Annotated in this window: 4 protein-coding genes and 2 rRNA genes; all 6 read right to left on the minus strand. The window is 63.0% G+C overall.

All coding sequences use genetic code 11. The annotated features are described in order from the left end of the window. Positions 1-2 precede the first annotated feature (2 nt). The 6 genes from AMYAL_RS0106205 to AMYAL_RS0106230 all read right to left on the minus strand — a co-directional run bounded on the left by AMYAL_RS0106205 (position 3) and on the right by AMYAL_RS0106230 (position 13,352). Positions 3-3,139: ribosomal RNA gene (locus AMYAL_RS0106205) — 23S ribosomal RNA — on the minus strand. A 318-nt stretch (positions 3,140-3,457) separates the two neighbouring features. Then, positions 3,458-4,972, minus strand: a 16S ribosomal RNA gene (locus AMYAL_RS0106210). The 16S and 23S rRNA genes sit together here, the layout of an rRNA operon. 353 nt (positions 4,973-5,325) lie before the next feature. Continuing rightward, positions 5,326-6,570, minus strand: a complete 1,245-nt coding sequence (locus AMYAL_RS0106215) for a low temperature requirement protein A (RefSeq protein ID WP_020630448.1) — start codon at positions 6,568-6,570, stop codon at positions 5,326-5,328. Between the two features lie 455 nt (positions 6,571-7,025). Continuing rightward, positions 7,026-8,498 (minus strand): MFS transporter, encoded by a 1,473-nt coding sequence (locus AMYAL_RS0106220; protein WP_020630449.1) that lies wholly within the window; start codon positions 8,496-8,498, stop codon positions 7,026-7,028. After that, a complete protein-coding gene (gene dnaE / locus AMYAL_RS0106225; RefSeq protein ID WP_020630450.1) occupies positions 8,498-12,082 on the minus strand; it encodes a DNA polymerase III subunit alpha in 3,585 nt (1,194 codons plus the stop codon). Before dnaE ends, AMYAL_RS0106220 begins: the two co-directional genes overlap by 1 nt. A 184-nt stretch (positions 12,083-12,266) precedes the next feature. Beyond that, positions 12,267-13,352 (minus strand): plasmid pRiA4b ORF-3 family protein, encoded by a 1,086-nt coding sequence (locus AMYAL_RS0106230; RefSeq protein ID WP_245192810.1) that lies wholly within the window; start codon positions 13,350-13,352, stop codon positions 12,267-12,269. Positions 13,353-13,385 lie beyond the last annotated feature (33 nt).

Here is a 13,385-nt window from a genome sequence, read left to right on the forward strand (position 1 = left end):
TTGTGGGCAAGTCCTCGGCCTATTAGTACCAGTCAACTCGACAACACATTACTGTGCTTCCATTTCTGGCCTATCAACCCAATGGTCTGTTGGGGGCCTTAACCCACATGGGGTGGGATACCTCATCTTGGAACAGGCTTCCCGCTTAGATGCCTTCAGCGGTTATCCCTTCCGAACGTGGCCAACCAGCCATGCCACTGGCGTGACAACTGGCATACCAGAGGTTCGTCCGTCCCGGTCCTCTCGTACTAGGGACAGCCTTCCTCAAGTATCCTACGCGCGCGGCGGATAGGGACCGAACTGTCTCACGACGTTCTAAACCCAGCTCGCGTGCCGCTTTAATGGGCGAACAGCCCAACCCTTGGGACCTACTCCGGCCCCAGGATGCGACGAGCCGACATCGAGGTGCCAAACCATGCCGTCGATATGGACTCTTGGGCAAGATCAGCCTGTTATCCCCGGGGTACCTTTTATCCGTTGAGCGACACCCCTTCCACCAGGTGGTGCCGGATCACTAGTCCCGACTTTCGTCCCTGCTCGACATGTCTGTCTCACAGTCAAGCTCCCTTGTGCACTTGCACTCAACACCTGATTGCCAACCAGGCTGAGGGAACCTTTGGGCGCCTCCGTTACTCTTTAGGAGGCAACCGCCCCAGTTAAACTACCCATCAGGCACTGTCCCTGAACCAGATCATGGTCCGAGGTTCAGATTCCCAATCCGACCAGAGTGGTATTTCAACAACGACTCCACCAACACTAGCGTGCCAGCTTCACAGTCTCCCACCTATCCTACACAAGCCGAACCGAAAACCAATACCAAACTATAGTAAAGGTCCCGGGGTCTTTCCGTCCTGCCGCGCGTAACGAGCATCTTTACTCGTAGTGCAATTTCGCCGGGCCTGTGGTTGAGACAGCCGGAAAGTCGTTACGCCATTCGTGCAGGTCGGAACTTACCCGACAAGGAATTTCGCTACCTTAGGATGGTTATAGTTACCACCGCCGTTTACTGGCGCTTAAATTCTCAGCTTCACCCCGAAGGGTTAACCGGTCCTCTTAACGTTCCAGCACCGGGCAGGCGTCAGTCCATATACATCGTCTTGCGACTTCGCATGGACCTGTGTTTTTAGTAAACAGTCGCTTTCCGCTGGTCTCTGCGGCCACCCACCCCTAGCCCGCGAAGGGCTTCAGAGTGTTTGGCCCCCCTTCTCCCGAAGTTACGGGGGCATTTTGCCGAGTTCCTTAACCACAGTTCACCCGATCGCCTTAGTATTCTCTACCTGACCACCTGTGTTGGTTTGGGGTACGGGCCGTGCACGCACTCGCTAGAGGCTTTTCTCGGCAGCATAGGATCACTCTACTTCACCTCAATCGGCTACGCATCACGTCTCAGCCTTAATGAATGGCGGATTTGCCTACCATTCGGCCTACACGCTTACACCAGTACTACCACTCACTGGCGGAGCTACCTTCCTGCGTCACCCCATCACTCGACTACTACGGAATCAGATCCCACGCTCCACACTCGCGCATTCACCCGAAGGCTTCAACACGAGGCTTTGGGTGGTTAGTATCAACCGCCTCATCCTGGGCGCACGTGCTCGGGTACGGGAATATCAACCCGTTATCCATCGACTACGCCTGTCGGCCTCGCCTTAGGTCCCGACTTACCCTGGGCGGATTAGCCTGGCCCAGGAACCCTTGGTCATCCGGCGGCAGAGTTTCTCACTCTGCATTCGCTACTCATGCCTGCATTCTCACTCCCGCACCCTCCACGACTGGCTTCCGCCGCCGCTTCCCTGGATGCAGGACGCTCCCCTACCCATCCACACGACTGGACACTCCCTCAAGGGAAGCATCGATCTGTATGTGTGAATGACACAGCTTCGGCGGTGTGCTTAAGCCCCGCTACATTGTCGGCGCAGGACCACTTGACCAGTGAGCTATTACGCACTCTTTCAAGGGTGGCTGCTTCTAAGCCAACCTCCTGGTTGTCTGGGCAATCCCACATCCTTTCCCACTGAGCACACACTTAGGGGCCTTAGCTGGTGTTCTGGGCTGTTTCCCTCTCGACGACGAAGCTTATCCCCCGCCGTCTCACTGCCACACTCTCACACCACGGTATTCGGAGTTTGGTTGATTTCGGTAACCCGGTAAGGCCCCTAGACCATCCAGTAGCTCTACCCCCGCGGTGAAACATGTGACGCTGCACCTAAATGCATTTCGGGGAGAACCAGCTATCACGGAGTTTGATTGGCCTTTCACCCCTACCCACAGCTCATCCCCTCAGTTTTCAACCTAAGTGGGTTCGGCCCTCCACGTCGTCTTACCGACGCTTCAGCCTGGCCATGGGTAGATCACTCCGCTTCGGGTCTAGACCACGCGACTATATTCGCCCTATTCAGACTCGCTTTCGCTACGGCTACCCCACACGGGTTAACCTCGCCACGCAGCACTAACTCGCAGGCTCATTCTTCAAAAGGCACGCCATCACCTCAACATCACAAGGATGTGCTCGGGCTCTGACGGCTTGTAGGCACACGGTTTCAGGTACTCTTTCACTCCCCTCCCGGGGTACTTTTCATCTTTCCCTCACGGTACTAGTCCGCTATCGGTCTTCAGGAAGTATTTAGGCTTACCGGGTGGTCCCGGCAGATTCACAGCAAATTCCACGAGCTCGCTGCTACTCGGGAACACCAGACAAACAATCCACAACGTGTTTTCGCGTACGGGACTCTCACCCACTCCGGTCGCCCATCCCAAGGCGTTCCACTAACACGCGCAATCATTCCGAGGACTGTCAGATCCTCGACGCTGGGTCCCACAACACCACACACACAACGCCTGACAGCTTGACATGTGCATGGTTTAGCCTCTTCCGCTTTCGCTCGCCACTACTCACGGAATCACGGTTGTTTTCTCTTCCTACGGGTACTGAGATGTTTCACTTCCCCGCGTTCCCTCCACACACCCTATATATTCAGATGCGGGTAACACCACATAACTGGTGCTGGGTTTCCCCATTCGGAAATCCTCGGATCACAGCTCGGTTGACAGCTCCCCGAGGCATATCGCAGCCTCCCACGTCCTTCATCGGCTCCTGAAGCCAAGACATCCACCATGTGCCCTTAATAACTTGACCACAAAGATGCTCGCATCCACTCTACAGTTCTCAAACACCACACCAGAAACAAACAACCAGGGTGTGAACCCCTCGGCGTGTTGCCTCAGGACCCAACAGCATGCCAGCGAACAATGCTTCCAACCTCCCAGGAGCACCCGTTCCACGCACCCGAAAGTGCAGTACTAGAGCGTCCCGGCAAAAGCCGGCGACACCATGACCAGTAGTTCCACAATTCCTTGAGCAACCCAGGCAGAAACACATTCGGTTTCTAGGCCCGAGCCACTCCACAGTCTTGGTCTCGGGTATCCCGAGGACTGTGGATGTGTTGCTCCTTAGAAAGGAGGTGATCCAGCCGCACCTTCCGGTACGGCTACCTTGTTACGACTTCGTCCCAATCGCCAGTCCCACCTTCGACCACTCCCCCCCTTACGGGTTGGGCCATGGGCTTCGGGTGTTACCGACTTTCATGACGTGACGGGCGGTGTGTACAAGGCCCGGGAACGTATTCACCGCAGCGTTGCTGATCTGCGATTACTAGCGACTCCGACTTCACGCAGTCGAGTTGCAGACTGCGATCCGAACTGAGACCGGCTTTAAGGGATTCGCTCCACCTCGCGGTATCGCAGCCCTCTGTACCAGCCATTGTAGCATGTGTGAAGCCCTGGACATAAGGGGCATGATGACTTGACGTCATCCCCACCTTCCTCCGAGTTGACCCCGGCAGTCTCCCACGAGTCCCCGCCATGACGCGCTGGCAACGTAGGATAAGGGTTGCGCTCGTTGCGGGACTTAACCCAACATCTCACGACACGAGCTGACGACAGCCATGCACCACCTGTACACCAACCACAAGGGAAGCCCCATCTCTGGGGATGTCTGGCGCATGTCAAGCCCAGGTAAGGTTCTTCGCGTTGCATCGAATTAATCCACATGCTCCGCCGCTTGTGCGGGCCCCCGTCAATTCCTTTGAGTTTTAGCCTTGCGGCCGTACTCCCCAGGCGGGGCGCTTAATGCGTTAGCTACGGCACGGACAACGTGGATGTCGCCCACACCTAGCGCCCAACGTTTACAGCGTGGACTACCAGGGTATCTAATCCTGTTCGCTCCCCACGCTTTCGCTCCTCAGCGTCAGTATCGGCCCAGAGACCCGCCTTCGCCACCGGTGTTCCTCCTGATATCTGCGCATTTCACCGCTACACCAGGAATTCCAGTCTCCCCTACCGAACTCAAGTCTGCCCGTATCGCCCGCACGCTCCACGTTAAGCGTGGAGTTTTCACGAACGACGCGACAAACCGCCTACGAGCTCTTTACGCCCAATAATTCCGGACAACGCTCGCACCCTACGTATTACCGCGGCTGCTGGCACGTAGTTAGCCGGTGCTTCTTATCCAGGTACCGTCACTTGCGCTTCGTCCCTGGCGAAAGAGGTTTACAACCCGAAGGCCGTCATCCCTCACGCGGCGTCGCTGCATCAGGCTTTCGCCCATTGTGCAATATTCCCCACTGCTGCCTCCCGTAGGAGTCTGGGCCGTGTCTCAGTCCCAGTGTGGCCGGTCACCCTCTCAGGCCGGCTACCCGTCGTCGCCTTGGTAGGCCATTACCCCACCAACAAGCTGATAGGCCGCGGGCTCATCCTGTACCGCCAGAACTTTCAACCAACCCCCATGCGAAGGTCGGTGATATCCGGTATTAGACCCAGTTTCCCAGGCTTATCCCAAAGTACAGGGCAGATTGCCCACGTGTTACTCACCCGTTCGCCACTAATCCACCCGAAGGCTTCATCGTTCGACTTGCATGTGTTAAGCACGCCGCCAGCGTTCGTCCTGAGCCAGGATCAAACTCTCCAACAATGTCAAATTTGATCGAGGCAAATAATACTTGCTCTCAAAGGAACCTCATACGAGGTTACATATACATAAGCTCTACTGGCTTAGTTCACTAGCACACTGTTGAGTTCTCAAGCAACACACCCCGAATCGCACCGAGCAAAACCCGGCCTTATCCGAAGCAGTTATTTCTTGGCTTTTGTCCGAAGCACACCCTAGCACCTGCTCGAAACTGCCGTTTCAGCGGGGGTAAGGTTACCTCTCCGGTTCGGGACCACCCACTCTACCACCATCCGGTGGGAGCTTGGTTCGTGTTCCCGGCGGCCGCTCGGTTTCCCTGGCGACGAAGAGAACATTACACGGCCCGAAACCGGCGTTTACAGGGGGGTCCCTTTTTTCGCGCCGACGCTCTGACCTGCGTCGATCCGGCGTTCACCCGGAATCGGCTCCCCGTGCGTGGCGACCACCGTCAGCACGACGAGCGCGGCGGCGAGGCCGGCGGTGAGGTGGATGGGCACGGGCGTGAACGATGCGGCCAGTACGAGCACCGCGGTCACCGGGAAGCCGATCGCGATCGGACGGCATTCGTTGGTGGGCCCGATGTGCATCAGCCAGACACTCAGCAGATAGATCGCGACGGGGACGGTCGTCGCCATGGCGGCGGGCAGCGAGGCGACGTGCCCGGTGTGGGTGTCGTAGTCGACGGCGACTTCGAGACCGGCGCCGAGCGCGGCCGCCGAAGCGAAGATCAGGTAGTGCCCGTAGCCCCAGCTCGCGACGGTGAACAGGTTCTTCGCCTTCTCCAGCCGGGCGTGGCCAGGCTGGTCGAAGTACAGCCACCACAGCGAGAAGACCAGCACGAGCCCCGCGGCGGCGAGCGAGATCAGGCTGCCGGTGTGCTTGCCCTCGTCCAGCCCTTCCTTGACCGCGGTGGTCGCGCCGAGGATGGATTCACCCAGCACGATGATCGTGAACAGGCCGTATCGCTCGGCGATATGATGCGGATGCCAGCCGGTCCAGCGCTTGCGTTCGGCGATCACCGGGACCGCGAGCTCGGCCACCAGGAGCACGAAGAACGACGGCAGTCCCAGCGAATCGGGCAGGCCGAGCCGGACGACCCACAGGATCTGGACGATCGTGATGCCGACGGCGTACCGCAGCGCGGCCGGACGGCACTGCGGGTCGGTCCGCGCGGCGCGCAGCCACTGCACGACCATCGCCAGCCGCATCAGGACGTAACCGGCCACCATGATCTCGAAGTCGCCTTCGAAGGCCGACGAGACACCGGCGGCGACGGTCAGCCCGCCGGCGATCTGCACCAGCGTCACCAGCCGGTACAGGACGTCGTCGGTGTCGAACGACGACGCGAACCAGCTGAAGTTCAGCCAGCCCCACCAGATCGCGAAGAACACCATGCCGAAGCTGAGCACCCCGTGCCCGATGTGGTTCTCGGCGATCGCGTGGTGCAGACCGGCGGCGGCCTGCGCGACGGCCACCACGAAACACAGGTCGAACAACAGCTCCAACGGGGTCGCGACCCGATGTCCCTCACCCGAATCGCGCATCTTCATCGGCCGGTACCAGACCCGCAGCCGATTCCGCTGCGCCGAACTCTCCGCCATCTTCGCTCCCCGCACTCTCGCTCTGCGGAGATCTTCGCAGCCTGAAGCGGTTCACACATTCGGAGAGACGCGCGGCGGGTGGGTCCGGGCCGGGTGCACCTCCCCAGGCGACCCCGCACGGACCCACCCGCGCGAATGCCTCACCGGGACTCGGCTCGTCAGTGGTGGTGAGCCGGCTGCCGCCGAACGGTCCCCCGCGGACGCCGACGGCTGTCCACCGGTTCGTGACCGTGGGTGTCCATTCCTGAGAACTCCGGACTCGCCACGATCGCTTCGCCGATCGATCCATCCCCGATCGATCGACAGAAATACCACTGTCGGTAGCCATGACACAGCAGTGAAGGCTCCGTAAGGTCTACCCGGTTGCTCTGAGTAGCACCAGAGGATGACAGCCTCAGTCACTCGGATGGAGCATCGAGTCTTGCCGAACGTAGTCGCCGATGCGCGCGGACGACTCAGCCGCGTTGACTGTCGGCGGCAGCCCGGTCGGCTTCCTCCCGCTCAGTGAGCGAACGCCGTTTTCGGCGCGCCCGGAGCTCGATCACGGCGAGTGAGAGCGCCGAGCTCGTCAGGACGGCGGCGCACAGCATCGCCGCGGTCAGCGCGGACGGGTAGCCGCCGTTCGCGCCGAGTACCGCGTGGAAGACCGAGGCCAGCACGACCGTGCCGATCGCGGTGCCGATCCGCTGCCCGGTCTGCAACGCACCGCCGGCGACCCCCGCCATCGACGTCGGGACGCATTCCAGGGTCAGCGTGGTGTTGGGCGAGATGACCATGCCGCCGCCGACACCGGCGACGAGCAACGGCAGGGCGAACCACCAGCCCGCCGCGTCGCCGGGGTCCTGACCGGCGAGAACGGCGACCGTGACCATCCCGGTGATCACCATGACCAGACCGGTGACGGTGAGCCTGCGGCCCCACTTCGCCACCAGCCGTCCCGCGATCGCCGCCGACACGGCCGAGCCGAGGGCGAAGGAGGTGACGGCGAGTCCGGACTGCAGTGGCGTGTAGCCGAGGCCCTGCTGGAAGAAGATCGCGAAGACCAGCCACATGCCGGTGAACCCGCTGAAGTACAGCGCGCCGACGGCCGCGCCCGTCGCGTAGCCGGGAGTGCCGGTGAACAGACGCGTGTCCAGCAGCGGCGGACGGCCGCGCCGCACCATCGAACGTTCCCAGCGCACGAACGCGAAGCCGAAGAGCACCGCGACGACGAACAGCCACCACAGCCCGCTGAGCCCGCCCTGCTCGGATTCGATCAGCGGGAGCAGGACACCGAGGACGGCGACCCCCAGCAGCATGATGCCGACGAAGTCGATCTCACCTCGAAGGCCCTTCGCCGGTCTCTCCGCCTTCGGAAGCCATCTCAAGGCCAGGGCGAACGCCAGGATCCCGATGGGCACGTTCACGTAGAAGACCCAGCGCCAGCCTTCCGGGTCACCGAAGACGGCGAGGATCACGCCGCCGAGCACCGGCCCGACGGCGGTCGAGATCCCGACGGTGGCACCGAACATGCCGAACGCGCGGCCTCGTTCCGCGCCGCGGAACAGGTCCTGGATCATGCCGCTGTTCTGCGGCGTCATCATGCCCGAGGCGACACCCTGCAGAAGCCGTGCGACGACCAGCATCGTCTCGTCCTGCGCCGCGCCGGCGAACGCGCTGGTCAGCACGAACGCGGCGAGCGCGAACAGGAACATGCGGCGGCGGCCGAGCGCGTCGCCGAGCCTGCCGCCGGTCACCAGCACCAGCCCGAAGGCCAGCGCGTAGCCGGAAACGACCCACTGGATCCCGCCGCTCGACGCGCCGAGATCCTTCTGGATCGAGGGCAGCGCCGTGTTGACGATGCTGACGTCGAGCAGCCCCATGAACCCGGCGGCGAGGGAGACGGCGAGCGCCTTCCAGCGCCGTGGATCGGGTTCGTAGGTGCTCATCAGGTGCTGGCGGCGATTCCGGGGATGCCCTTGAGCTCACCGATCAGCATCGACGTCACCTTGACCGGGTAGTCGTAGAGCGCGAAGACGGTCTGGTTCTTGCCGACCAGTTTGAGGTGCACCGGGGTTTCGCCCTTGTGCGCCAGCAGTGTCTGTTTCAGTTCGCTGACCACCGACTGGTCGATCTTCTCCGCCGCGGCCAGCAAGACGAGGGGCAGGTCGTCGTCGCCGTTGCCGACCTCGGACAGGTCGAGCGGTACGAGCCCGCCGCCGAAGATGGACATCTTGTCCTCGCGCCAGTTCACCCGGCCCTTGACCAGGACCGCGTTGTCCTCGATGAGGTCGGCGGAGAACATCGCGTACGACTTCGGGAAGTACAGGACCTCCAGCGAGGCGTCCATGTCCTCGACGGTGCAGATCGCCCAGGGCTCGCCCTTCTTGTTGACCCGGCGTTCCAGCGAGGTGATCAGCCCGGAGATGATCAGCTCGCCTTCCTTGGGCGGGTCGGCGATGATCGCGGCGATCGGCCTCGGCGCGTGTTTGCGCAGGATGCGCTCGGCGCCGTCCAGCGGGTGCGCCGAGACGTACAGGCCGAGCATCTCCCGTTCGTAGGCGAGGAGCTGCTTGCGCGGATACTCCTCTTCGCCGAACTTCAGGTGCGCGAGCGGCGAAGAGGACACGGCGGCTTCCGCGTCGTCGTCCCCGCCGAAACCGAAGAGGTCGAACTGGCCCATCGCCTCCTGGCGCTTGAGCGGGACCACGGCCTCGACCGCGTCCTCGTGCACCTGGATCATCGAAAGCCGGGAGTTGCCGAGCGAGTCGAACCCGCCCGCCTTGATCAGCGATTCGATGACCCGCTTGTTGCAGGCCACCAGTTCGGACTTGTCGAGGAAGTCGGTGAAGGAGGAGTACTTCCCCTTCTCCGCGCGGGTCTTGATGATCGACTCGACGACGTTCGCGCCGACGTTGCGGACGGCGCCCATGCCGAAGCGGATGTCCTCCCCGACGGCCGCGAACCTCAGCGCCGACTCGTTGACGTCCGGCGGGAGCACCTTGATCCCGAGGCGGCGGCATTCCGAGAGGTAGACCGCGGACTTGTCCTTGTTGTCACCGACCGAGGTGAGCAGCGCGGCCATGTACTCCGGCGTGAAGTTCGCCTTCAGGTACGCGGTCCAGTAGGAGATCAGGCCGTACGCGGCCGCGTGGCTCTTGTTGAACGCGTAGCCGGCGAACGGGAGGATCGTGTCCCAGAGCGCCTTGATCGACTCGGAGGAGAAACCGCCTTCGAGCAGGTCGCTCGACTTCATGCCCTCTTCGAAGCCGACGAACTCCTTCTCGAGGACTTCCGCCTTCTTCTTGCCCATGGCGCGGCGGAGCACGTCCGCGCGGCCCATCGAGTACCCGGCCACCTTCTGGCCGATGTGCATGATCTGCTCCTGATAGACGATCAGGCCGTAGGTGTCGGCCAGGATCTCCTTCAGGGGCTCTTCGAGCTCGGGGTGGATCGGTTTGACCTTTTGCCGGTTGTTTTTGCGGTCGGCGTAGTCGTTGTGCGCGTTCATGCCCATCGGGCCGGGGCGGTACAGCGCGCCCACCGCCACGATGTCGTCGAACACGGTCGGCTGCATGCGGCGCAGCAGGTCACGCATGGGCCCGCCGTCCAGCTGGAACACGCCGAGCGTGTCACCGCGGGAGAGCAGCTTGTACGTCTCCGGGTCTTCGACGCCGAGGGTGTCGAGGTCGATGTCGACCCCGCGGTTGGTCTTGATGTTGTCGATCGCGTCACCGATGACGGTGAGGTTCCGCAGGCCCAGGAAGTCCATCTTCAGCAGGCCGATGTTCTCGCACGACGGGTAGTCCCAGCCGGTGATGATCGAGCCGTCGTCACGCTGCCACAGCGGGATGGCGTCGGTCAGCGGGTCGCAGGACATGATGACCGCGCAGGCGTGGACACCGGCGTTGCGGATCAGCCCTTCGAGACCGCGAGCGGTCTCGAAGATCGTCTTGCACTCTTCGTCGGTCTCGACGAGCGCGCGGACCTCGGCGGCCTCGCCGTAGCGCTCGTGCTTCGAGTCGACGATGCCCGACAGCGGGATGTCCTTCGCCATGATCGGCGGCGGCAGCGCCTTCGAGATCCGGTCCGCGATCGCGTACCCAGGCTGCCCGAAGTGGACGCGGGCGGAGTCCTTGATGGCCGCCTTGGTCTTAATGGTGCCGAAGGTGATGACCTGCGCGACCTTGTCGACGCCGTACTTGTCGGTGGCGTAGCGGATCATTTCGCCGCGGCGGCGGTCGTCGAAGTCGATGTCGATATCGGGCATGGAGACGCGCTCGGGGTTCAGGAACCGCTCGAACAGCAGCTTCTGCGGGATCGGGTCCAGGTTGGTGATACCGAGCACGTACGCGACCAGCGAACCGGCGGCGGAACCACGGCCGGGGCCGACCCGGATGCCGACCTTGCGGGCGTAGTTGATGAGGTCGGCGACGATGAGGAAGTAGGCGGGGAAGCCCTTCCCGATGATGACGTCGAGCTCGATCTCGATGCGCTCGTTGTAGTACTCGTCCGGGACGCCTTCCGGGTAACGCCACTTGAGGCCGCGCGCGACCTCCTCCCGCAGCCAGGTGCCCTGGTCGTAGCCGTCGGGGACCTCGAAGAACGGCAGCCGGTCCTTGTGCGTGTAGACGTCCTTGTAGGACTCGACGCGCTCGGCGATCAGCAGCGTCGAGTCGGCGGCGCCGGGGACCTCCTTGTCCCAGTACTCCCGCATGTCGGCGGCCGACTTCAGGTAGTAACCGTCACCGTCGAACTTGAACCGGTTCGGGTCGTTCAGCGTCTTGCCCGCCTGCACGCACAGCAGCGCGGAGTGGGTGTCGGCCTGGTCCTTGGTGACGTAGTGCGAGTCGTTGGTGGCCAGCGGCCGGAGATCGAGCAGCTTGCCGATCTCGAGCAGGCCCTCACGGACCGACCGCTCGATCGGCAGGCCGTGGTCCATCAGTTCGAGGAAGAAGTTGTCCCCGCCGAAGATGTCCTTGTAGTCCGACGCGGCCTGGATCGCTTCGGTGCGCTGCCCCAGCCGCAGCCGGGTCTGCACCTCGCCGGATGGGCAGCCGGTGGTCGCGATGATGCCGTGGTGGTTCTCCGCGATCAGCTCGCGGTCCATCCGGGGCTTGCGGTAGTAGCCCTGCATGCTCGCGAGCGAGGAGAGCTTGAAGAGGTTGCGCAGGCCGGTGGAGTTCTCGGCGAGCATCGTCATGTGGGTGTAGGAACCGCTACCGGAGACGTCACCGCCTTCACCGAACTCGTCCGAGCCACGCTGGTTGGCCTGTCCCCAGAAGACCGGCTTCTTGTGGAACCGGCTCTCCGGCGCGATGTAGGCCTCGATGCCGATGATCGGCTTGAGCTCGTGCTTGACCGCCTGCTGGTAGAACTCGTCCGCGCCGTACATGTTGCCGTGGTCGGTCATGCCGACCGCGGGCATGCCCAGGCGCGCCGCCTCCTTGAACAAGGGGGCGATCTTCGCCGCACCGTCGAGCATCGAGTACTCGGTGTGCACATGCAGGTGGACGAAGGAATCGTTCGACACCAGCGAAAACCTCCCCTAGGCAGACGGATCCCTGGCTGCTTGACGCGGGCCGGTCCTCCCACCTTATGCGCCGAGTGATCTCGGCGCCCGAGGGGGCTGACGCGCCGACAGAGGGCAGTCTGCTCTCGCGATCGGTTCGGAACAACTAGGCGCGCGGCACGGACGCGGGTACGCCCGAACGGGGTCAGCTCAGCCGGGCCAGCCGCTCGTCGACCACCTCCTTGTCGAACCACTCCGGATCGAACCCGTGGCCGCCGAGCTCTTCGAGCAGTGCCTCGTTCTCTTCACCGTCCGGATCGCGCAGTGCGTACAGCAACATCTCGTAGCTGCTCTGGTCTTCGCATTCCGCCGGGGGCGCGGCGCGTTCGCCGTCGAGGCAGCTCGGCGCTCCGGGCAGGGTGACCAGGCGCTCGACGCGGATCCAGTGCGCCCAGCCCTCGGCCTCGTACACGAGCCGGTGGCCGGGCGAGGCGACGACCTGGCCGAGTGTCACTTCGTCGTCCAGGCGGTCACCCTCACAGCTCTGGGCATCGGCACTGAAACCGCCGTACGCGGTCTCGAACCGGTGATACTGCCGCTCGTCGCGGTCGAACGCGGCCGCGAGGATCCGGTGCAGTCCGGCGAGGGTGACGTCGGAGCGGACTTCGAGCCGTCGCCAGATCGCGTCGTCCGGCTCGGACAGGGCGACCGCCACCCGGAGTCCGGTGACCGGCACGGGCGAGGGCAGGACCAGTGGCAGCTGATCGGCCGACGGCAGGCGGGGCACCGGTTCGTAGGCGGGAAGACCGAGCCATCGGCGCAGCTGGGCCGCGCGCTCGGGCAGATCGGGCCTCGGATCGGTGCCCAGTTCCCGGAGCTTGGGGACCTTCTCCCGAAGCCAGGCGTCGCGATCCGCCCTGGCGATCAGCGCGGCTTCGACCTGGCTCCGGAACTCCTCGGGGGTCAGCGGTGCCTCTGTCACCTCGAAGCCGCGGCGAAGCACAGCCAGGGCGTCCGCGGGGTCGGGGTGGAGCTCGATCACGTCGACCTCGCGATCGTTGAGCACCACCTCGACACCGACCGAGCGTTTACCGGCGGTCAGCGTGGCGGCCAGGACCACGAGGTCCTGATCCACCTGTCCTTGGGCCACACAGTCCGACAGCTCGATCGGTCCGTGGAGCAGCTTCGGCCAGCGCTCCACCCTGGTCACGTCCAAGGGCGGACGCGTCCGGTGGGAGCGCTGGTGCTTGGGTCTTTTGGCGGGCTTGCGGCCGCGGCTGACGGGGGACACGGGATCAGTATCGCCAGGGGCACCGACAGTTTC

Origin of the sequence: Amycolatopsis alba DSM 44262, from assembly GCF_000384215.1 — a bacterium.
GTDB lineage: Bacteria > Actinomycetota > Actinomycetes > Mycobacteriales > Pseudonocardiaceae > Amycolatopsis > Amycolatopsis alba.

Excerpts from the sequence above, each read along its gene's own strand:
- AMYAL_RS0106215 (WP_020630448.1), bottom strand. The coding sequence starts at position 6,570 with ATGGCGGAGAGTTCGGCGCAGCGGAATCGGCTGCGGGTCTGGTACCGG.
- AMYAL_RS0106220 (WP_020630449.1), bottom strand. The coding sequence starts at position 8,498 with ATGAGCACCTACGAACCCGATCCACGGCGCTGGAAGGCGCTCGCCGTC.